Consider the following 22,134-nt stretch of genomic DNA (forward strand, 5'->3'; position numbering starts at 1 on the left):
TATAACCAGCCTTTAGTTTTAGGAGTGAATCCCATGATTGAGAAATTGATAGAAAAAATTAATAGCAATTGTCATAATGTGGATATCGATTTTATTAAGAAGGCCTATGAATTTGCTGTAGAAGCTCATAAGAATCAGAAAAGAGAATCTGGAGAACCCTATGTAATACATCCACTAGAAGTAGCATGTATTTTAGCAGAATTGGGACTTGATACATCAACTATTGCAGCAGGATTTTTACATGATGTTATAGAGGACACGGAGTATACATATGAACAGGTTTGTGAGATTTTTTCAGTAGAAGTGGCCAATTTAGTAGAAGGGGTATCTAAATTAGAAAAAATTAGATATAAGACTAAAGAAGAACAACAAGCTGACAATGTTAGAAAGATGCTTTTAGCTATGGCCAAGGATATAAGAGTTATACTTATTAAACTTGCGGATAGATTACATAATATGCGTACATTAAAATATACTCCTGAGAATAAACAAAAGGAGAAAGCAAAAGAAACTTTAGATATTTACGCACCTTTAGCCCATAGACTTGGAATATCAAAAATTAAGTGGGAATTAGAGGATTTAGCTTTAAGATATTTGAATCCAACAGAATATTATGATTTAGTAAGACTTATATCGGAGAAGCGAGTAGAGCGAGAGGAGCAGATTAGTCATATTATTTCTCAACTTAAATTAAATCTTAACATGGTTGGAATAAAAGCAGATATAGAAGGAAGACCAAAGCATTTTTATAGTATTTATAGAAAGATGATAAATAAAAATAAATCTATAGATCAAATATTTGATCTAACGGCAGTTAGAATTTTAGTAGATGATATAGGTTCATGCTATGCTGCATTGGGAATTGTACACACTATGTATAAACCTATACCAGGAAGGTTTAAGGATTATATTGCTATGCCTAAGCCTAATATGTATCAGTCTCTTCATTCTACAGTAATAGGGCCATTTGGGAAGCCTTTTGAGATTCAAATAAGAACCTATGACATGCACAAAACTGCAGAATATGGTATAGCAGCCCACTGGAAGTATAAAGAAAACGGTGGAGAAGGAGAAAGCACTTCTTTAGATTCTAAGTTATCTTGGCTTAGAGAGATGTTAGAGTGGCAAGGAGAAACCGTAGATGCAGAAGAATTTATGGAAGGGTTCAAAATAGATTTATTTTCTGATGAAGTCTTTGTGTTTACTCCAAGAGGGGATGTTATTAATTTACCTAATAATTCTACTCCTATAGATTTTGCCTATGCTATACATACAGATGTAGGACATAAATGTGCTGGTGCAAAAGTAAATGGTAAAATAACTAATTTGGACTATAAATTAAAAACTGGAGAAATTGTAGAGATAATTACTTCTCCTAATTCTAAAGGACCAAGAAGAGACTGGCTTGGTATTGCAAAGAGTAATCAAGCAAAAAGCAAAATAAAGGCTTGGTTTAAAAAGGCTAATAGAGAAGAGACGGTAGAAAAGGGGAAAGAATTAGTAGATAAAGAATGTAAAAAGTATGGATATGCATTCTCTGTTATCTTTAAGGAAGAGGTACTAGAGAAAATATTAAGGAGATATAACTTAAGAACTATTGAAGATTTATATAATGCTGTAGGCGTTGGAGATTTAAATCCTGGTAACATGATATATAAGTTAAAGGAAGCTTATGAAAAAGATAAACAAAAAAGTAATCCAGTTAGCGTAGAAGAGGTCATTAAAAAAGAACCTGTTAAAAAGCATAATAATAGTAGCTACTCTGGAATCAATGTTAAAGGAACCACAAATATACAAATTAGATTTGCAAAATGCTGTAGCCCAGTGCCAGGGGATGATATAGTTGGTTATATAACCAAAGGTAAAGGTGTTTCTATTCATAGAACTGATTGTAAAAACCTTATAAATCTTAAGAATGAAGAGCCTTATAAAATAATTGAGGTAACCTGGGGAGATGAAAAAGGAGAAAGTTATATTGCAGATATACAAATAAGATCAGAGGATAGAATGGGACTTTTAACAGAGGTAATAGAAGAAGTATCTATCTTAAAAACTAATATATTATCAATTAATGCAAAAGCAAATAAAAATGGTGAGGCAATAGTTAATTTAAAAGTAACTATAAGAGATATTGCTCATCTTAAGCAAATTTTAGCTAAGTTGAAAAAGTTAGAAGGTGTTAAAGATGTGTATAGGAAGAAACATTAAAGAGGAGGATTTTTATTATGAGAGCTGTAGTGCAAAGGGTTACTTCTTCAAGTGTAGAGGTTGAAGGCAATATTATTGGGAGAATTGGTAAGGGATTAAATGTGCTTATTGGAATAAGTAAAGAAGATACTAAAGAGGATATAGAATACATAGTAAGAAAAATTGTAGGAATGAGAATTTTTGAAGATGAAAATGATAAAATGAACTACTCTATTCAAGATATAGGGGGAGAACTACTTTTAATATCTCAATTTACTTTGTACGGAGATTGCCGTAAGGGAAAGAGACCAGATTTTATGAAGGCTCAAGGTGGAGAAGAAGCTAAAAAATTTTATGATGAATTGATAGCGGCATTTAAAAAAGAAATTTCTAAGGTGGAAACTGGAGAGTTTGGCGCAGATATGAAGGTTAATATAGTAAATGATGGACCAGTTACCTTGCTTTTAGATAGCAATAAAGATTTTTAGAAATTAAGTAATAAGTATAAAGAATTTTATATTAGGCATATAAAGAAAAGTTTTAGAGGTGAGACTATGATTATAAAAAGATTAATGGCAGGAGTATATGGAGCAAACTGCTATATTGTGATGGATGAAAATACTAAAGAGGCTGTAGTGCTTGACCCAGGAGGAGATGTGGATGATGTAGAAATTGAATTAAAAAACCTTGGGGCTAATGTTAAGTATATTATATTAACTCATGGACATTTTGATCATACCACAGGAGTACAAAGCTTGAAGCATATAACTAAAGCATTGGTGGCAATTGGAGAAAAGGATAATCAAATGATTCTAAGTGGAGCACAATACTATGGTCCACTTATAGAAGGTGGAGCAGATATATGTTTAAAGCATAAAGGCATTATAAATTTTGGCCAATGTACTATGGAAGTCATAGAAACTCCAGGGCATACGCCAGGCGGAATATGTCTAAAAACAGGAGATTTTTTATTTACAGGAGATACTTTATTTAAACATTCTATAGGACGAAGCGATTTACTTGGAGGCGACCATGCTACCTTAATTAATGGAATTAAAACTAACCTTATGTGTCTAGAGGATCATGTAGTGGTTCATCCTGGTCATGGACCAAGTAGTACCATAGGAGATGAAAGAAGGTATAATCCATTTTTATAGGCCATATTGAACATAGCAAAGGATTTGATGAATAGTGGCGGAGATTGAAAGTAATGTAAAAATATATTTAAATGACTTAAATTTTAGATATGATGTTTTTCAGATGGTGAATTTATTTTTTAATTTTATTCATATAGAATTTGTTGAGGATAATGGTGATATAAATATTGAGATTAACGATAATCTTATATTAATAAAGAGTTATGAAAAAGAAGAAAAACATTATATAAATGGGAAATATAAATTAAAAGAAGAAGTTAGAAAGATTGTATTTAACTTTCTTAAACATCATACAGGTAAGATTTTACCATGGGGAACTTTAGTGGGAATAAGACCTTCTAAAAAGGCACTAGATTTATTAGAGAGTGGTGCTACGGAGGAAGAAATTATTACTAATTTTAAAGATAGATATGAGACCACGAAAGAAAAAGCCCAACTCTGCATTGATGTGGCAAAATATGAAAAGAATATCGTGAATAAGGATAAAAATGTAATAAGTATATACATAGGAATGCCTTTTTGCCCAACAAGATGCGTATATTGTTCCTTTACTTCTAATCCAATAGGTGCTTGTAAATCTATAGTAAAAGACTATTTACAATGTCTTTGGAAAGAAATAGATGAGATAAGTAAATACATAAATTCAAAAGAGCTTGTAATTGAAAATGTTTATTTTGGTGGGGGAACACCGACTTCTGTAAATGATGAAGAATTTCATTATATTATGAGTAAGATATATAATAGCTTTGTGGTCAATAAGGGAATAAAAGAGTTTACTGTTGAATGTGGAAGGGCTGATAGCATAACTTTAAAGAAGCTTAATACCATGAGAGAATATAAGGTAGATAGAATCAGTATTAATCCACAATCTATGAATGATGATACTTTAAAAAATATTGGAAGAAATCATAATTCAAAGGATGTAGAAGAAAAATTCAAGATGGCTAGAGAACTTGGATTTGACAATATCAATATGGACATTATAGTAGGGTTACCAGGGGAAACATTAGTACATATAGAGAACACATGTAGTAAAATTAAAAATTTACGACCAGATAGCATAACAGTTCATGGCATGTCTATAAAGCGAGCATCAAAGTTATATGAAAACTTAATTAATAATGAAAAATTTAAAATACCAGATCAAGAAGAAGTGAATGGAATGTATGAAGCTACTGTAAATTTATCAAAAGAATTAAATATGATTCCATATTATATGTATAGACAAAAAAATATGGTAGGGAATATGGAAAATGTAGGATATGCATTGAATGGTAAGGAATGTATATATAATATACAGATGATAGAAGAAAAGCAAACCATAGCAGCGCTAGGAGCAGATGCTGTATCTAAGGTTGTATTTTTAGAAGAAGATAGAATTGAACGATTTGGAAATATAAAAGATGTAAGAGAGTATAATAAGAGAATTGATGAGATGATTGAAAAAAAACTTCAACTTTTATATACTTTATATGGATGTTAGAAAAGGTAAACAATATTAACTTTAATGAAAAATTGCTAAATTAAAGAGAGTGAGTGATGTGAGTTTAGAAAAGCTTCATTAGATAGCTTAAACTCTTTGGTAGATGTAATAAAAATTCTTTAATAAAGAGGAGGAATAATAATGGGAGAGTCACTTAATGGCTTAAAAAGAACCATAATGTGTGGTGAACTTAGAGAAGATAATATTTCTCAAAAAGTTACCGTAATGGGATGGGTTCAAAGAAAGAGAAACTTAGGAAGTCTAGTTTTTATAGATTTAAGAGATAGAACTGGAATTTTACAGGTGGTATTTGGAGAAGAAATAAATAAAGAGGCTTTTGAGAAAGCAGATCTTGCAAAATCAGAATATTGTATAGCTGTTTCTGGAGAGATTATAAAAAGACAGTCTCCAAATGAGAATCTTCCAACAGGTATGGTGGAGCTAAAAGGAGAGTCTATAAAGATACTTTCAGAATCTGAGACACCTCCAATATATATAAAAGAAGATTTAGATGCAGGTGAAAATATTAGGTTAAAATATAGATATTTAGATTTAAGAAGACCAGATATGCAGAAAATATTAATGATAAGGCATAAGGCTTCTAAAATAGTAAGAGATTATCTAGATGAAAATGGTTTTTTAGAAATTGAAACTCCTATGCTTACAAAAAGTACTCCAGAAGGTGCCAGAGATTACTTAGTTCCAAGCAGAAATTACCCAGGGATGTTTTATGCACTTCCACAATCACCACAGATATTTAAACAATTATTGATGGTATCAGGCTATGACAAGTACTTCCAAATAGTTAAATGTTTTAGAGATGAGGATTTAAGAGCAAATAGACAACCTGAATTTACTCAAATTGATCTTGAGATGAGCTTTGTTGAGATGAATGATGTTATAGCTTTAAACGAAGGATTAATTCAAAGGGTATTTAAAGAAATATTAGATGTGGATGTAAAACTTCCTATTAAGAGAATGCCTTATGCTGAAGCCATGAGTAAGTATGGTAGCGATAAGCCAGATTTAAGATTTGGAATGGAAATACAAAATATCACTGACATTGTTAAAGATAGTGAATTTGGAGTATTTAAAAATGCAATAGATAATGGTGGCTCAGTAAGAGCAATAGTAGCTGAGAACTGCGGAGATATGGGAAGAAAGAAGATTGATAAACTTGGTGAGTTTGTTAAAACCTATAAGGCAAAAGGTCTTGCATGGATAGCCTATAAAGAAGAGGAGATAAAATCTCCAATAGCTAAATTCTTTACTGAAGAAGAGATGAAAAATATTTTAGATACTGCAGGAGCTAAGGTTGGAGATTTAGTTTTAATAGTTGCAGACAATGATAATGTAGTTCTTCAATCATTAGGAGCATTGAGATTAGAACTTGCAAAGGAAATGGATCTATTAAAGGATAATAAGGAATTTAACTTTGTATGGATTACTGAGTTCCCACTACTAGAGTTTGACGAAGAAGAAAATAGATATGTAGCTTTACATCATCCGTTTACATCCCCTATGGATGAGGACTTACATCTATTAGATACAGATCCTAAAAATGCTAGAGCCAAAGCTTATGATATAGTATTAAATGGTGAAGAGTTAGGTGGAGGAAGTATAAGAATTCATAATACTTCACTTCAACAGAAGATGTTTAATCTTTTAGGATTTACAGATGAAAGTGCATGGGAGAGATTTGGATTCCTATTAGAAGCATTTAAATATGGACCACCACCACATGGAGGATTAGCATATGGTCTTGATAGAATGGTAATGTTCTTAGCAGGAACAGATAATATTAAAGATGTTATAGCATTCCCTAAAAATCAAAACGCATTCTGTCCAATGAGTGAAGCTCCAAACAAAGTAGAAGATAAACAGCTTAAAGAACTAGGTATTGAGATATCTAAAGAAGATAATAAATAAGAATATAAAGAATTATACTGGACACACTATTATTAGAAAATATTTGATGTATTTTAAGATATAAATTGCAATTTCGTGAGATGTGCTATATAATGTAATATATAGTTGATAAATAATCTGCTGTGTGCGTGGAAATGGTTTATGTTGAGCCAACATATTGAAATATTGGAAGAAGCTCTTTTTGTGAAGTGTTGACCTATTACGACTGTTTAATGGGTACCAGAAAGAAAAAGGCAATTCCACCCGTAGGAGAACGGGTTCAAATATACCATGGATACGGCACGGCGGTATATCAAAATTTTTTAGATTTAAACTAAGAGTAGATACTATGTTTAGTATTTACTCTTTTTATGTTTTTGATATAAAGTTGAATAAATAATGATTAATGAACAGTATTTACTTAACAATGTAGGAAAAAATTAATAGAATTTTTGAAAATATTCCTATTTTAATATAGTATTGATAATGTATAGTTCTAGAATCAAAAACTATTTAAAATGAAATTTTAAAAATAAATAGTATAAGTGTGAATATAAAATAATAAGTAATTAGGAGGAATACTATGGGATTTCAGAAGACTAATGCCATGAGAATAATTGATAATAATAATATATTTTATAGAGTTTTAACATATGACAATAAGGATGGAAAGATAGATGGAATATCAGTAGCTAGTAAAATTAACAAACGGGTTGAAGAGGTATATAAGACATTAGTACTTCAAGGAAATAGCAAAGAAATTTATGTATTTATAATTCCAGTACATAAAGAATTAGATTTAAAGAAAGCTGCAAAGGTCGTTGGAGAAAAAAAAGTAGATATGATAGCAGTTAATGATATAAATAAATACACAGGATATATAAGGGGAGGATGTTCACCTATAGGCATGAAAAAGAAGTATAGAACTGTTATACATATAGAGGCTAAGAATTTAAATACTATGATTATAAGTGGTGGGAAAATTGGAATTCAAATAGAGATTTCACCCATGGATTTAGTCAATATAGTTGATGGTAACTTTGAAGATATAATAAAATAACCCAGTGAGTTTTATTCTCTGGGTTATTTTATTATTTATTATTACCTTTATGTAATTTCAGCTTGCTTATTGCAATAATTTTATTTAGGAGCCTACTAAGGGTAGAAACAAATATTATTCCTACAGCGAGAGCACCAGCTTGAGATAGAGTCTCTATTCCAGTTATTAAGGACTTATTCACATCTCCTAAAACTGCTTCAAAAATAGTATAATACATACCGCTACCAGGGACTAGTGGAATCAGCGCACATACTAAGAATACAGTAACTGGATTTTTAAGAATTCTAGCACATATCTCTGCATAGATACTAATAGCTATGGAGGCTACAAATAAAGCACTTATAGCAGAATTAAAATTAGCATTTATAAGAGCGTAAAAATACCATCCAATACCTCCTCCTATGGCAGAAAATATTAGGTTTTTATCTCTAACATTAAATAAAAATCCAAAACCTAGGGAACTAATGAAGGCCCAAAATATATTACTATACATTATTAATAAAAACCTCCTTAATATAGAAATCCAAATTTTAATACAAAACCTGCACCTATAGCTATAGCGCCGGCAACTAAAATTGCTTCTAGAGCTCTAGATAGACCTGAGAGTAAATCACCTGCAATGGTATCTCTTATAGCATTAGTGATTAAGAGACCAGGAACTAGAAGCATGATGGAACCTATTATAATCTTATCTTCATGAAATGTAGGAGCTATACGTGCAAAGAATAGTCCTATAGTGGCTGCAATGGTACCACCGGCTACATTTATAAAAAAGCTATTTACATCAAATTTAGATAATAGCGAACAAACAAAATTAATCAACATACCAGCAAAAAAAGCTACTACAAAATCACCTAAACTTCCATTAAATAATAGAGTAAATGCAGAGGTAGTTACTCCAGCAAAAAACATTTTTATTCCATTACTATAGGTAGGATAATTTTTTATATACTTAAGTTCAAAGGCTAAATCTTGTAATGACATAGGAGACTTTTGAATCCTTCTAGATAAGTCATTTACCATTGAAACCTTTTGAAGATCTGTAGTACGTGAAGTAATACGCTTTATTACAGTAGTAGATTCTCCGCCAATATAAGTTATTGAGGTCATAATTATTGTTGGTGAAACAAAGCTCTCAGTTGTTTTTATATTATAGGAGGAGCAAATCATAGAGATAGTCTGTTCAACTCTATAAGTTTCACCACCATTTTCAAGCATTATTTTTCCGGCTTCTGCAGCAAGATGAACTATGCTAGAATCATTCATTATATACTCTCCTTTCAATATGGTATAATTTCTATAGTCAACAATACAATATTATTATATATCAAAAACCTTATCCAGTGAATTTATAGAATATTTAGATTAATTTTCTTGTTAATCAATTTACACACATTAAAAAATTATTTATGATATAAATATAGTATGTGTTAAGAATAATAAACTCATAACTTCATTATGTATCATGGGGTGTTAAAGATGAATAATATAGAAAGTATATTTGAAATACTAATAAATAATTTAAAGGAAGGAATACATATAGTAGATAGCTTAGGTAAAACAATTTATTACAATGAAGCAATGGAAAAAATAGAAGGGGTAAAAAGAGAAGATGTAATGGGAAAAGAAGTTCACGAATATTTAAAAGATATTGGTGAAACTTCTACGCTGATGAATTGTCTAAAAAATGGTCATGAGTTTAAAGGTGTTACTCAAAATTATACTAATGATAAAGGAAAAATCATTACTAGTATTAATACTACTATTCCTGTAAAGATAGAGGAAAATACAGTAGCTGCAATTGAAATAGCTAGAGATATGACTCAGATTAAAAAATTAAATGAAACTATTTGTAGACTAGAAAGTAAAATCGATAAGAAAAAAAAACATTATGTTTTTAGGGATATCATAGGAAATAGTAATGAAATAAAGAACGAGATAAACAAAGGTATAAGAGCATCTGTTTCAAATTCTTCAGTACTTATATACGGAGAGACTGGTTGTGGTAAAGAATTATTTGCACAAAGTATACACTATGATGGAGAAAGAAAAGATAATCCCTTTATTGCAATAAATTGTGCAGCAATACCTAGTGCACTCCTAGAGGGAATGCTTTTCGGAACGGTGAAAGGAAGCTTTACTGGGGCAGAGAATAAAAAAGGACTTTTTGAAGAGGCTCATAAAGGAACTGTACTATTAGATGAAATAAATTCTATGGAGCCCTATTTACAATCAAAATTACTAAGAGTATTACAAGATGGATATATTAGACCTGTAGGAAGTAATAAAATCATTGATGTAGATGTTAGAATTATAGCCACTATAAATGAACCAGCAGAAAAGCTTATAAATGAAGGAAGATTGAGAAAAGACTTCTTCTATAGATTAAGTGTAATTAAAATTAATATACCATTATTAAGAGAACGTAAAGAAGATATTAAAGAAATAAGTTATCATTTTATTAATTATTATAATAAATTATTATTTAAAAATGTAGAGAGCATTAGTGAAGAGGTTTTAGAAAGTTTTTTAAATCATAGTTGGCCTGGTAATGTAAGAGAACTTAAAAATGTAATAGAAAATGCTATGAATATGGTAGATGATGAAGAGGTATTAACGAAAAATTTTTTTGATAGTAAAATTATTATAAATAGTGATAATAGTGAAGAGTCTTCATTTAATGGAAAGGAATCTCTTAGTGAATATTTATATGAAATTGAGAAGAGTATAATAAATAAAGTATATATAGAAAATAAAAAAAATATTACTAAAACTGCAAAAGTGTTAAAAATATCTAGACAGAATTTACAATATAAATTAAAAAAATATGATATAGAGAGTTAATAATTAATAGTTTATAAGGAATGCCGAATTTTAGGCAAAACAGATGCAAAAGTATTTGCATCTGTTTTTTTGCAATTTCATTTTCTCGAAAATTCAATGTAAATATTTACATTGCAATAGAGCAAAAAAATTTGCATATAAAGCGGAAATAAAACCGAATATTCTGAACAGTATGTATATTTATACAAGTTTAGCTATTTTAAAGCATAAATACTTATAATAGTCAGAATTTAAGTTGGCACAATAATTGCTGTATATAAAATACAAAATAGTATGAAATATAAGTTTAAATAAGGGGGATATTCAGATGAATAATGTTAAGGTTGCAATTTGGGGCTTTGGAGCTATGGGAAGTGGAATGGCTAAAATGCTTCTAAAGAAAAAGGGTGTTGATATAGTAGGAGTTTGCGATGTACATCCACAAAGAGCAGGAAAAAGTATATATGAGGTTCTAGGAGTTGAAAGAGGAGATAGAGCGGAAGTTATTATTAATCCTAAAATAGATGAGGTATTAACAGAAAAATGTTGTGATATTTGTTTATGCGCCACAGATTCTTTCACTAAAAATGCATTTCCAAAATTAAAACTAGCATTAGAGAAAAAAGTAAATGTAATTTCTACTGCTGAAGAAATGTCATATCCACAAGCGCAGAATCCAGAAATTGCAGCTGAGTTAGACAGAATTGCAAAAGAAAATGGAGTATCAATTCTTGGAACAGGAATTAACCCAGGATTAATAATGGATTTATTAGTAGTATGCCTGACTGGATGTATGACAGATGTAGAACATATAGAAGCTAAAAGAGTCAATAGCTTATCACCATTTGGTCCAGCAGTTATGGAAGAACAAGGGGTTGGAATGAAGGTAGATGCATTTAATCAAGGTGTTGAAGATGGAAGCTTAGCAGGGCATGTTGGATTTGTAGAATCAATCAGAATGATAGGAGATGCTATTGGATGGAATGTAGAAAAATTCGAGCAACAAATGGCTCCAATAGTAACAAGTGTTGATAGAAAATCACCATATGGTTTTGCAGCAGCTGGAGATGTAGCTGGAGTGAATATGACTGGCCAAGGATATGTAGATGGAGAAGCTAAAATAGACATGATACATCCACAACAAATTGAGCCAGAAATGGAAGGAACATATACAGGGGATTATATAACAATAAAAGGAACTCCTGAGGTTAACATGTGCATTAAGCCAGAGGTTGATGGTGGGCTTGGAACTATAGCCATGTGTGTTAATATGATTCCACATGTTATAAATGCGGATCCTGGTTTAAAAACCATGATAGATTTACCAGTACCAAGAGCTATAATGGGAGACTTTAGAAACTTTATAAAAAGATAGCTTGAAAATAGATAAATATTAATGTTTAAGAAATTTTGGGGGTGAATAATTTGATTAAAAAAGGTACGTTTGTAGAGATAACTACAAAAGTTTTAGATTGTGAGGATAGATCTAATGCCATACCTGAAGATACAAAGAAAACCCCACTTATGATGTGGGTAAAAGGTTTCACAATGAAAGATTGTAATTTAGGAGAAAAAGTTGAGATTGAGACCTCAATTGGTAGAAGAGTAGAAGGCGAAGTAACAGCTATAGAGCCTAGCTATACCCATGATTTTGGAAATTATGTAAGTGAGATAGCTTACATTGGAAAACAGGCTAAGGATATGCTTTTTAAATAGTTGAAAAAGTAGGTGATATTGTGAATAAGTATGAAGTTTTAATGGAAAGAAAAAATGAAATAATGATTAAGTCTGTAGGAATGGACTTTAGTAAATATGAAAGTGGAGTTATATCCTTCGATTATGAAGGTATGATGAGAGATATAGGATATTCATTAAGTGATATTATGAGAATTCAAAAGGAGGTTGGTGTTGGAAATACTCCTCTTCTTGAATTAAGAAATTTAACAGCTTTAGCAAGAAAGGTTTCTAAAACAGGAAAAGCAGCAAGAATTTTTATTAAGGATGAAAGTGCAAACCCTTCTGGAAGTTTTAAAGATAGAAGAGCATCTGTTTCAGTTTTTGATGCAAAACAACGAGGATATAAGGGCGTAGCATCAGCAACTTCTGGAAATTATGGTGCTGCTGTAGCATCTCAGGCAGCAATGCAAGGCTTGAAGTGCATAATAGTGCAAGAATGCTATGACTCAAAGAAGGTTGGACAACCTGAGATAATAGAAAAAGGAAGAAAGTGTGATTGTCTAGGAGCTGAAGTTATTCAATTAACTGTAGGACCAGAGCTATTTTATACTTATTTAAATATACTTGAGGAAACAAACTTCTATAATGCATCGCTATATTCAGCTTATGGTATCGCTGGAGTAGAGACATTGGGATATGAGATTGCAACAGAGTGTAGAGAAAAGTTTGGAAAAGATCCTGAAGTTGTAGTTGTAACCCATGCTGGTGGGGGAAATGTTACAGGCACAGCAAGAGGACTTATTAAAGCAGGCGCAAATGAAACTAAGGTAGTAGGAGCCTCAGTAGATTTAGAAGGATTACACATGGCAAGCGATAATGATTTTAATAGAAAATCCTTTACAACAGGACATACTGGCTTTGGTATTCCATTTATGGTATGGCCTGATAGAAGTGATGTACCTAGAAGTGCGGCAAGACCATTAAGATATCTAGATAGATATGCAACAGTTGCACAGGGACAAGTTTTCTATATGACAGAACTATTAGCACATCTTGAAGGACTAGAAAGAGGACCAGCGGGAAATACATCTTTAGCTGCAGCCTTTGTTTTAGCACAGGAAATGAATGATGATGAAATTATCGTTGTACAAGAAACTGAATATACTGGCGCTGGGAAACATATAATGCCACAACTTACCTTTGCAAAGAAAAATGGAATAAAGGTTCTTAAAGGAGATCCAAAGGATGAAATACCTGGGGAAAATATAATTTTACCAGAACATCCAAGTAAACTTAGTATAAATGAGAAGGATCTAAACACTTATAGAAGATCCTTAATCAAAAATAGTCTTAAAAAGATAATTGGAAACATGATAGACATGGTAGAAATAGAGTTTTTATGTGAAGAAACAAAGTTAAATAAGGAAGAAGTTATAAGTATAGTTAAAGAATATGAATTCAGTGTTAAATAAAATTACTTGGAGGGAATATTGTGAAAAGAGAAGATGATTTTAAGACAAGAAGAGAACATTTAAAGGATTTAACAGATGAACAACTTTATGAAAGATTTTGGAGTTTAACAGAACAAATAGTAGATCCCTTAGTAGAACTTGCAAAAACTCATACCTCATCATCTATAGAGAGATCAGTGCTATTAAGAATGGGATTTTCAAGCATTGAATCTTCTCAAATAGTAGAAGAAGGACTAAAAGCTGGGCTTTTAGGAAAAGGAATGGGAAATGTAGTTTTAAAGTATTCTAAAGCTAAAAATATGCCATATTTAGAAGCGGGAAGAGAACTTGGACAAGGTAATGGTTGGAATGAAGTTTCAGGATTATTCGGGGGGGATAACTAATGCTAGAGCAAAATAAGAAGATAAATGTTAAAGAAATCCTAAAAAACTTAGATAAGTATGAGCCTAAGAGAAGAGGGTGGCATTGGAGAGAAGCCTACAATGAACCTATGGGAGAGTTTAGCTACAAGCAAATAACTAAGCCTTTAAAAAAGAGTAAAGCGCTTCCATCAGCTAGAAGCTTTAATAACATAGATCCTCAACCTATGCCAGTTATAACAACAGAAATAGCATCAGGAAGATTTGAAGATGATATAAGAAGAATGAGGATGGCAGCATGGCATGGTGCAGATCATATAATGGTTATAAGAACAGCAGGTCAAAGTCATTATGACAGCTTAATAGAAGGAAGTCCAGAAGGAATAGGTGGAGTACCAATTACAAGAAAAGAAGTCAGAGCAACAAGAAAAGCTATAGATATGATTGAAGAAGAAGTAGGAAGAGAAATTAATTTCCACTCTTATGTATCAGGAGTAGCAGGTCCAGATATAGCTGTAATGTTTGCAGAAGAAGGTGTAAATGGCGCACACCAAGACCCACAGTATAACGTACTATATAGAAATATAAATATGGTTAGATCTTTTGTTGATGCTGCAGTGGCTAAACATATGATGGCTTGGGCAGATATGCTTCAGATTGATGGAGCACATAATGCCAATGCTACAGCTATGAAGGGATATAATGTAATGCCTGAACTTATGGTACAACATGCCATTAACTCAAAATATTCTGAAAAAGTTGGAATGAAAGCGAGTAACATAGCATTATCTACAGTACCACCAACAGCGCCACCAGCTCCGTGCTTAAGATATGACCTTCCATATGCAGTTGCATTAAGAGACTTATTTAGAAATTATAAAATGAGAGCTCAAATGAATACTAAATACATGGATTCTTGTACAAGAGAAGCAACAGTGACTCACTCACTAAACCTTTTGATATCACAATTAACTTCAGCAGATATTCAAAGTACAATAACTCCTGATGAAGGAAGAAATGTTCCTTGGCATTATAATAATATTCATGCCGTAAATACTGCTAAACAAGCACTAGTTGGTATGGATGGACTAATGGATATGGTAGAACTTAAGAAAGAGGGATATTTACCTGAAAAGGTTAGAGAACTAAAAGAGAGAGCAATACTTTTCTTAGAAGAAATTATTGAAAACCATGGATATTTTAACGCTGTTCAAGATGGTTTCTTTGTAGATTCAGGAGAATATCCAGCAAGAAATGGAGATGGAATAGCTCGTAAAATAGATGCTGGAATTGCTGCTGATACAGTAGTTCCAAGAGATAGTGATTACTTTGCACCAGTATGTGCACATTTTGGATATAATAATGTTCCAGAAGAATATGAACATGCTTGTGATGCTATAGGAGGATGTACTTTCTGTGATAGAAGTAAAATTGTGTATATAGATGAATTAGATGAAGAAGATAATGTGAATAGAAGATTAGAGAAAGTAAAAGAAGATGGAACTATAGTGCCAGAAGTTGAATGGAATAAGGACAAATATGTGTCTGTATCATTATTTATACCGGAAGAAGAGAGAATAGCAGAAGCAGCAGCTCTTGAAATGGGTAAAAATATGAACCTTACAGATGTTGAAATTATTCATAAACAAGTAATGCAGGATGCAGAGGGAACCTTAGTAGAAATAAAAGGTAGAGTTAACTTTGCAATAAAGAAAGATGAACTTAAAGTTCCAGAAAAGAAAAAATTGTTAGCAGATGATGTAATGAGAGAATATGTTAAAGAGCATCCTATTAAAGTTGTTGCAGCAACTGTTGGGGAGGATGAGCACTCTGTAGGATTAAGAGAAATAATTGATATTAAACATGGGGGCATGGAGAGATATGGAATAGAAGCTATTTATCTTGGAACTTCTTGTCCAGTAGAAAAACTAATAGATGCAGCTATAGAAACAAAGGCTCAAGCTATTGTTATCAGTACAATTATTACTCATAATGATGTACACACTAAAAATATGCAGAAACTTCACGATCTTTGTGTAGAAAAAGGCGTGAAAGATAAATTTATATTAGTTGCAGGAGGTACTCAAGTAACTAATGAAATAGCCAAAGCTAATGGTATGGATGCAGGGTTTGGAAGAGGAACACATGGAAATGATGTAGCATCCTTTATAATTGAAACTTTAATGAAAAGAGATTAAAAAAACAAAGGGCATACAAAATGTATGCCCTTTGAAATAGGAGGAAGTTATGAAAGTTGAATATTTAATAGCAGAAATAGGAAGTACCACTACAGTAGTTACTGCTTTCAACTTTAAAAATGGAGTAGAAATAGTAGGGCAAGGAAATGGATATACCTCTGTAGTTCAAGGAGATGTTACTGTAGGATTAAAGCAGGCAATTATGGAGATTGAAAATGGGTTAGGAGAATCTATAGAATATGGAAGAATGCTTGCCACTAGTAGTGCTGCTGGAGGACTTAAGATTACTGTACATGGACTTGTGCAAGATATGACTGTAAAAGCAGCTAGAGAGGCAGCATTAGGTGCTGGAGGCATTATAAAAATGGTTACAGCTGGTAGACTTCGGAAGTCAGATGTAAAGAAGATTAGGGATATAGATCCTAACCTTATTATGATAGCTGGTGGAACGGATTATGGTGAAAGAGAAACGGCTCTTGATAATGCTGAAATTATAAGAGCAGCAGATTTAAATATTCCAGTAGTATATTGTGGAAATGTTGCGAACCAAGATGAAATAAAAGATATATTTGAGGGTAAAGAGCTATATATAATAGATAATGTTTATCCGAGAGTTGATGAATTAAATGTAGAGCCTGCCAGAGCTATTATACAAAATGCCTTTGAAAAAAATATTACAAAGGCTGGTGGGATGGATAAAATTAAGGAAATGGTGGATGGTGCCATAATGCCTACTCCAGGTGCAGTTATGGAAGCTACTAAGCTTTTATATGAACTCATAGGAGATGTAGTAGTAATAGATGTAGGAGGAGCGACTACAGATGTACATTCAGTAACTGAAGGTAGCGTAGATGTCCTTGATATATTAGTTACTCCTGAGCCAAAAGCTAAGAGAACAGTAGAGGGGGATTTGGGCGTATATGTAAACAGGAACAATGTGATAGAGTTGCTAAATGACTATGAACTAGAGGACTTGACTAGAGAAGAGATAGAGCAGTATATCAAGCCTATACCTAGAACAGAGAGAGAAATTAAATGGAGTAGAATATTGACTCAAAAAGCTACCAATGTAGCTGTAAGTAGACATGTAGGATATATAAAGAGACATTATGGAGCAGGAAAAAAATTTATAGCCTATGGTAAGGATTTATCCATGATTAAATATATAGTAGGAACTGGAGGAGCTCTTACAAGATTAGAACAAGGTGAAAATATCTTAGAGGGAATAAAAGAGACAAAAGAAGAGGTAACTATGAATCCGAGAAAAGATTCTAAGGTACTAATAGATAGTATGTATATAGTAGCCTGCGCTGGAGTTCTTAGTAGAGAAAATAAGGATGCAGCAATAACTTTATTAAAGGAGAGTCTTAAGATATGAGAAGAAATTACCCTTGTATTGAAGTTAATTTAGATAAAATAACTCATAATGCCAATACCTTAAGAAAAATATGTGAAGAAAAAGATATAGATGTAGTTGGCGTAAGTAAGGTGTTCTGTTCAGATAAAACTATAGTAAAAGCAGTATTAAAAGGTGGAGTGAAGGCTATAGGAGATTCAAGAATTCAAAATCTAAGAAAACTTTCATCGCTACCCTGTGAAAAAGTACTTTTAAGGATACCTATGAGAAGTGATGCAGGGGCAGTTGTAAGGTATGCTGATATATCTTTAAATTCTGAATTAGAGACTATAAAGAAATTATCAAAAGCAGCTGTTAATGCTAAGAAAACTCATAAAGTTATATTAATGGTGGATTTAGGTGATTTAAGAGAAGGTGTATTAGAATATGATGTACTAGATCTAGCTAGAGAAGTAGTCAAGCTTCCTCAAATAGAATTATTAGGAGTTGGAACTAATCTTACTTGTTATGGAGGAGTAATTCCAGATGAAAGCAATCTTGGTAAGCTTATAGCTATAAAAGAGAAAATAGAAAAGATATTGGAAATAAAATTATCTGTGGTTTCAGGAGGGAATTCTAGTAGTATACACATGGTATTAGGCAATACTATACCTAAGGGTGTAACTCAACTTAGACTTGGTGAGTCTATGTTACTAGGTAATGAAACAGCTTACCAACAAGCTATAGAGAATATATATAGGGATGCTTTTATATTAAAGGGAGAAATAGTAGAGGTCAAAAATAAACCATCTGTTCCTATAGGAAAGATAGGGTTGGATGCATTTGGGGAAGTTCCTAAATTTCAGGATAAGGGTATTATTAAAAGAGCCATAATTGCACTAGGAAGACAAGACATAAAAATGGATGGGATGATTCCAGTAGATAGTAAGATTAATATAATTGGTGCAAGTAGTGATCATTTAATATTAGATGTAACTGAAGGTAGTAAAGAGTATAAGTTAGGGGATGTATTAGAATTTTATATGGATTATGGCTGTTTATTGCAAGCTATGACTTCAAACTATGTATATAAATATTATATTGATGATGATATGATAAATAAATGTAAAGAGAAAGAAATAGAAGGCGTGCTAGATTGCAAATAAAATAACATTGAGCTCTTTTAATAAAAATAGAAAGAGTATAAATAAATTCATAAAAACAGGGAAGTTCAATTACAAAATAAAACAAGTGATTAGCTAGAATTGTAGTATTTAGATAAGTTAATATGCAATTTAATTATCATATATAGTATAATCAGAATATATGAGTTAAGGAGATGAAATGAATATGATTAATTTTACCCAAGAGTTAGATAAGGCTATAATAAATCTAAATGAAAAAGGAGCTTTTTTAACAGTAAAATCTGGTGATGAGATTAATACGATGACTATAGGATGGGGAAATATAGGATATCAATGGAAAAGACCTACCTTTATGGTTATGGTAAGAAAAGTTAGACACACTTATGATTTAATAGATAAAGTTGATAATTTTACTGTTACAATACCTCTAGATGATAATTTAAAGAAAGAACTTACATTTTGTGGGGTAAAATCAGGCAGAGATTATGATAAATTTAAAGAGTGCAGCTTAAATTTAAAACCGGCAAATAAAGTGGATACTCCAGTAATAGATAGGCCTAATGTTTTAACCTATGAATGCAAGATAGTTTATAAGCAGGAGATGGAAAAAGACCTTTTAATAGATGAAATAAAGGACAGTTGTTATAGGGATAACAATTATCACGTACTTTATTATGGAGAAATTGTAGATTGTTATAAACTATAAATAAAAGACGATAATATCGTCTTTTATTTATATGACAAAATGAATTAATGATGTGCCACAATTAATTTAAGGTTTGGGGGACTTTTGTTGAATATTAATGCAGTAAATCAAGTTCTAATATTGTTTTTAATGATGCTAGTTGGAACCTATGCTAATAAAAAGAAGATTATTGATGCAAAAGTAGAAAAGGGATTAAGTGATTTAGTTATGCAAGTAACGTTACCATGCCTTATTTTTAGCGGGTTTAACTTAGAATTTAGTGAGAAGTTATTAAATAATGGGATTAAAATATTAATATATTCTTTAATAATTCATACAGGGTTGCTTGTCTTCACCAAATACATATATTTTAAGGTCGATCAAGAAAAAAAGCCAACTCTTAGATTTATAACTATATTTACTAATTGTGGATTTATGGGATATCCAGTGTTGCAAAGTATCTTTGGCAATATTGGAGTGTTTTATGCTGCAATGTATAATATGATTTTTACAATATTTGCCTGGACTATAGGCGTATCACTTTATGCTGGAAAAATATCCTTTAAACAGGCCGTAAAGGAGGTTATGAAGAATGCATCTATATGGGCTGTCATAGGCGGTATTATATTATTTATTTCTAGAATTAATATACCGGAACCAATTATGAAAACTATAGAGTTGGTAGGTGGAGTAACCACGCCTATTGCCATGATGATTATAGGATCTATGTTGTGTAGATCTAAATTAAGAGAGGTATTAAGTGAAAAAAGTATTTATTTTGGTTCTTTTATTGCATTGATAGTAACACCATTAATAGTATATGTAACTATGAAAACATTAAATCTAGATAGTGAGCTTATTAAAATTTGTACTCTCATTGTAGCAATGCCTGGAGCTGTTATAGCACCAATTATTGCAGCACAATATGATAGTGACTATGTATATGCATCCCAATGTATTTTTTTAACTACAGTATTCTCTATTATAACAGTACCAGCAATAATTTATTTCATTATTTAGATTTGAAGAAAGGCATAGATATATTTTATATATGGGTAAATAATTCACTTATAAAAAATATATTGACATATACACATGAAAGATGTAGAATAAATTTGTAAATTGATGAGTGTCATTAGCTCAGTTGGTAGAGCACCTGACTCTTAATCAGGGGGTCCAGGGTTCGAACCCCTGATGGCGCACCAAAAAATCTCCTAAGCTTCTTAGGAGATTTTTTATTTTTCTTCTAACTTAGGATTAGTAGACAACATATAAGCTAGTGAAGTCATATTTTTTTTAAAATATTATATTTTCTTTTAGTGTATTTTTTGATGAAATACTCCTTAGAGGTGTGTATTCTATACATAGCATATAAAAATCTATCTATTTCTTCAAAAGTATTATACATTCCAAAACTAATTCTTACAGTACCAGGTTGAGATTCTTTTGGTTCATACATAGCTTTTTCAATAATATCAGGAGGCAATTTTAATAAGGTTTGCATATAAGGATGTGCACAAAAACAACCACTTCTTACAGCGATACCAAATTCGTAGGATAAAATTTTAGCTAATAGTGCGTGGTGTATACCATCCATATTAAAATTAATTATACTTACCTTATTATTGTAATTTTTATAATCTCCGTAGATAGTTACTGAAGGAATGTATAGTAGATTCTCAGTAGCATACATTGTTAAATTCTTCTCATGATCTTCAATATGACGCATACCCACTCTAGAAAGTTTTCTTATAGAAGAACTGAGGGCTATAGCTCCTAATACATTAGGAGATCCAGCTTCATGTCTATCTGGAGAAGGAGCCCATGTTACCTTGTTATGTGAAACGTAGGAAATTGTTCCACCTCCAGAATAGTCAGGAGGACAATTATTGAAGAAGGTCTTGTCGCCTAGAAGCACTCCTGTTCCAAAAGGTGCATAAATTTTATGAGCAGAAAAAGCAACAAAATCAATATAATCTATATCATGAGGATTTTTAAGCGAAAAAGGACTGTGTGGTATTAGTTGAGCACCATCCACCAAAATTTTTGCACCATAAGAATGGGCAAGCTTAGCAATTTGATATATATTATTTTTATGACCAGTTACATTAGAAGCTCCTGTAACAGCTACAAGAATTACTTTTCCACTATACTCTTCTAACTTATTTTTTAAATCATCTAAGTTTAGTACACCTTTATTATCTACATCTACATACTTAACATTAAAATTTTCTCTCCAGGGTAAATCATTTGAATGGTGTTCCATAAAGGTAGAAATCACTATGGAACCACTATTTTTAAGAGCTAACAAGTTTGCTAACTTATTTATAGCTTCTGTACAATTTTTCACATATATTATATCGCAAAAATTTTTATTTGCACCGATAAATTTCATTACTTCAATTTTACTCGATTCATAAAGAGCAGTAGATAATTGAGATTTATAACCTTCTCCTCTATGAACAGAAGAGTAATAAGGTGAAACCTTCAGAAGTTCATCTATGACACACTTAAGGGGCGGAGTGGTGGCAGCATTATCAAAGTTTATACCCTCAACAGATTTTCCATCTGCTAGAGTTACTTTGTTGTTAACTCCTAGAACTAGATTCCTAAATTCATTATCTTTAAAGTTACTCATTTTCTA

At 31.6% G+C, this 22,134-nt stretch carries 19 protein-coding genes, 1 tRNA gene and 1 other RNA gene; 18 read left to right on the forward strand and 3 right to left on the reverse strand.

Features of this window, described 5'->3' with window-relative positions:
- Positions 1–33: 33 nt before the first annotated feature.
- The 7 genes from ACI48Q_RS04900 to ybaK all read left to right on the forward strand — a co-directional run bounded on the left by ACI48Q_RS04900 (position 34) and on the right by ybaK (position 7,795).
- Positions 34–2,208, forward strand: coding sequence for a RelA/SpoT family protein (locus tag ACI48Q_RS04900; RefSeq protein ID WP_474917925.1), 2,175 nt, complete (start codon positions 34–36; stop codon positions 2,206–2,208).
- A gap of 17 nt (positions 2,209–2,225) precedes the next feature.
- Positions 2,226–2,675, forward strand: a complete 450-nt coding sequence (dtd, locus tag ACI48Q_RS04905; protein ID WP_474917926.1) for a D-aminoacyl-tRNA deacylase — start codon at positions 2,226–2,228, stop codon at positions 2,673–2,675.
- Positions 2,676–2,741: 66 nt separating this feature from the next.
- Complete coding sequence (locus ACI48Q_RS04910) at positions 2,742–3,344, forward strand: MBL fold metallo-hydrolase (RefSeq protein WP_474917927.1); 603 nt, start codon at positions 2,742–2,744, stop codon at positions 3,342–3,344.
- Between the two features lie 34 nt (positions 3,345–3,378).
- Positions 3,379–4,827, forward strand: a complete 1,449-nt coding sequence (locus ACI48Q_RS04915; RefSeq protein ID WP_474917928.1) for a coproporphyrinogen III oxidase — start codon at positions 3,379–3,381, stop codon at positions 4,825–4,827.
- A gap of 141 nt (positions 4,828–4,968) precedes the next feature.
- The gene (gene aspS / locus ACI48Q_RS04920; protein WP_474917929.1) at positions 4,969–6,756 is read left to right on the forward strand and encodes an aspartate--tRNA ligase; all 1,788 of its coding nucleotides are present in this window, start codon (positions 4,969–4,971) and stop codon (positions 6,754–6,756) included.
- A gap of 111 nt (positions 6,757–6,867) precedes the next feature.
- A non-coding RNA gene (gene ssrS, locus ACI48Q_RS04925) (6S RNA) lies at positions 6,868–7,051 on the forward strand.
- 267 nt (positions 7,052–7,318) lie between these two features.
- Positions 7,319–7,795, forward strand: a complete 477-nt coding sequence (gene ybaK, locus ACI48Q_RS04930) for a Cys-tRNA(Pro) deacylase (RefSeq protein ID WP_474917930.1) — start codon at positions 7,319–7,321, stop codon at positions 7,793–7,795.
- 31 nt (positions 7,796–7,826) lie between these two features.
- Here ybaK and ACI48Q_RS04935 read toward each other — a convergent pair whose 3' ends face one another.
- On the reverse strand, positions 7,827–8,288 hold the full coding sequence (locus tag ACI48Q_RS04935; RefSeq protein WP_474917931.1) for a threonine/serine exporter family protein: 462 nt from the start codon (positions 8,286–8,288) through the stop codon (positions 7,827–7,829).
- A 17-nt stretch (positions 8,289–8,305) separates the two neighbouring features.
- Positions 8,306–9,061 carry a threonine/serine exporter family protein gene (locus ACI48Q_RS04940; RefSeq protein WP_474917932.1) on the reverse strand — a complete coding sequence of 252 codons (756 nt, stop codon included), beginning with the start codon at positions 9,059–9,061 and terminating at the stop codon, positions 8,306–8,308.
- 213 nt (positions 9,062–9,274) lie between these two features.
- On the opposite strand from ACI48Q_RS04940, the gene ACI48Q_RS04945 reads away from it, so the two are divergent.
- The 11 genes from ACI48Q_RS04945 to ACI48Q_RS04995 all read left to right on the forward strand — a co-directional run bounded on the left by ACI48Q_RS04945 (position 9,275) and on the right by ACI48Q_RS04995 (position 20,695).
- Positions 9,275–10,639: a sigma-54 interaction domain-containing protein gene (locus ACI48Q_RS04945; RefSeq protein WP_474917933.1), complete on the forward strand. Its 1,365-nt coding sequence runs from the start codon at positions 9,275–9,277 to the stop codon at positions 10,637–10,639.
- A gap of 307 nt (positions 10,640–10,946) precedes the next feature.
- A complete protein-coding gene (ord, locus tag ACI48Q_RS04950) occupies positions 10,947–11,993 on the forward strand; it encodes a 2,4-diaminopentanoate dehydrogenase (RefSeq protein ID WP_474917934.1) in 1,047 nt (348 codons plus the stop codon).
- A 41-nt stretch (positions 11,994–12,034) separates the two neighbouring features.
- The gene (ortA, locus tag ACI48Q_RS04955) at positions 12,035–12,334 is read left to right on the forward strand and encodes a 2-amino-4-oxopentanoate thiolase subunit OrtA (protein ID WP_474917935.1); all 300 of its coding nucleotides are present in this window, start codon (positions 12,035–12,037) and stop codon (positions 12,332–12,334) included.
- 20 nt (positions 12,335–12,354) lie between these two features.
- Positions 12,355–13,767 (forward strand): 2-amino-4-oxopentanoate thiolase subunit OrtB, encoded by a 1,413-nt coding sequence (ortB, locus tag ACI48Q_RS04960; RefSeq protein ID WP_474917936.1) that lies wholly within the window; start codon positions 12,355–12,357, stop codon positions 13,765–13,767.
- A 20-nt stretch (positions 13,768–13,787) separates the two neighbouring features.
- Positions 13,788–14,150 carry an ornithine aminomutase subunit alpha gene (locus ACI48Q_RS04965; protein WP_474917937.1) on the forward strand — a complete coding sequence of 121 codons (363 nt, stop codon included), beginning with the start codon at positions 13,788–13,790 and terminating at the stop codon, positions 14,148–14,150.
- Positions 14,150–16,324: a D-ornithine 4,5-aminomutase subunit OraE gene (oraE, locus tag ACI48Q_RS04970; protein ID WP_474917938.1), complete on the forward strand. Its 2,175-nt coding sequence runs from the start codon at positions 14,150–14,152 to the stop codon at positions 16,322–16,324. Before ACI48Q_RS04965 ends, oraE begins: the two co-directional genes overlap by 1 nt.
- 49 nt (positions 16,325–16,373) lie before the next feature.
- Positions 16,374–17,702: a GlmL-related ornithine degradation protein gene (locus tag ACI48Q_RS04975; RefSeq protein ID WP_474917939.1), complete on the forward strand. Its 1,329-nt coding sequence runs from the start codon at positions 16,374–16,376 to the stop codon at positions 17,700–17,702.
- On the forward strand, positions 17,699–18,826 hold the full coding sequence (gene orr / locus ACI48Q_RS04980; protein WP_474917940.1) for an ornithine racemase Orr: 1,128 nt from the start codon (positions 17,699–17,701) through the stop codon (positions 18,824–18,826). The genes ACI48Q_RS04975 and orr overlap by 4 nt, the downstream gene beginning before the upstream one ends.
- Before the next feature lie 184 nt (positions 18,827–19,010).
- Positions 19,011–19,511 (forward strand): flavin reductase family protein, encoded by a 501-nt coding sequence (locus ACI48Q_RS04985; protein ID WP_474917941.1) that lies wholly within the window; start codon positions 19,011–19,013, stop codon positions 19,509–19,511.
- Between the two features lie 87 nt (positions 19,512–19,598).
- Positions 19,599–20,510, forward strand: a complete 912-nt coding sequence (locus tag ACI48Q_RS04990; protein WP_474917942.1) for an AEC family transporter — start codon at positions 19,599–19,601, stop codon at positions 20,508–20,510.
- A gap of 109 nt (positions 20,511–20,619) precedes the next feature.
- Positions 20,620–20,695 (forward strand) — tRNA-Lys (locus ACI48Q_RS04995).
- Between the two features lie 80 nt (positions 20,696–20,775).
- On the opposite strand, the gene ACI48Q_RS05000 is transcribed toward ACI48Q_RS04995, so the two are convergent.
- On the reverse strand, positions 20,776–22,128 hold the full coding sequence (locus ACI48Q_RS05000; protein ID WP_474917943.1) for an aminotransferase class V-fold PLP-dependent enzyme: 1,353 nt from the start codon (positions 22,126–22,128) through the stop codon (positions 20,776–20,778).
- Between the last annotated feature and the right edge of the window lie 6 nt (positions 22,129–22,134).

The sequence above is a fragment of the Clostridium sp. LXY-7 genome, assembly GCF_056172015.1.

What these genes read in the sequence shown, in the direction of transcription:
- ACI48Q_RS04900 (WP_474917925.1), top strand. Translation starts at nt 34, where the DNA reads ATGATTGAGAAATTGATAGAAAAAATTAATAGCAATTGTCATAATGTG.
- dtd (WP_474917926.1), top strand. Translation starts at nt 2,226, where the DNA reads ATGAGAGCTGTAGTGCAAAGGGTTACTTCTTCAAGTGTAGAGGTTGAA.
- ACI48Q_RS04910 (WP_474917927.1), top strand. Translation starts at nt 2,742, where the DNA reads ATGATTATAAAAAGATTAATGGCAGGAGTATATGGAGCAAACTGCTAT.
- aspS (WP_474917929.1), top strand. Translation starts at nt 4,969, where the DNA reads ATGGGAGAGTCACTTAATGGCTTAAAAAGAACCATAATGTGTGGTGAA.
- ybaK (WP_474917930.1), top strand. Translation starts at nt 7,319, where the DNA reads ATGGGATTTCAGAAGACTAATGCCATGAGAATAATTGATAATAATAAT.
- ACI48Q_RS04935 (WP_474917931.1), bottom strand. Translation starts at nt 8,288, where the DNA reads ATGTATAGTAATATATTTTGGGCCTTCATTAGTTCCCTAGGTTTTGGA.
- ACI48Q_RS04940 (WP_474917932.1), bottom strand. Translation starts at nt 9,061, where the DNA reads ATGAATGATTCTAGCATAGTTCATCTTGCTGCAGAAGCCGGAAAAATA.
- ACI48Q_RS04945 (WP_474917933.1), top strand. Translation starts at nt 9,275, where the DNA reads ATGAATAATATAGAAAGTATATTTGAAATACTAATAAATAATTTAAAG.
- ord (WP_474917934.1), top strand. Translation starts at nt 10,947, where the DNA reads ATGAATAATGTTAAGGTTGCAATTTGGGGCTTTGGAGCTATGGGAAGT.
- oraE (WP_474917938.1), top strand. Translation starts at nt 14,150, where the DNA reads ATGCTAGAGCAAAATAAGAAGATAAATGTTAAAGAAATCCTAAAAAAC.
- ACI48Q_RS04975 (WP_474917939.1), top strand. Translation starts at nt 16,374, where the DNA reads ATGAAAGTTGAATATTTAATAGCAGAAATAGGAAGTACCACTACAGTA.
- orr (WP_474917940.1), top strand. Translation starts at nt 17,699, where the DNA reads ATGAGAAGAAATTACCCTTGTATTGAAGTTAATTTAGATAAAATAACT.
- ACI48Q_RS04985 (WP_474917941.1), top strand. Translation starts at nt 19,011, where the DNA reads ATGATTAATTTTACCCAAGAGTTAGATAAGGCTATAATAAATCTAAAT.
- ACI48Q_RS05000 (WP_474917943.1), bottom strand. Translation starts at nt 22,128, where the DNA reads ATGAGTAACTTTAAAGATAATGAATTTAGGAATCTAGTTCTAGGAGTT.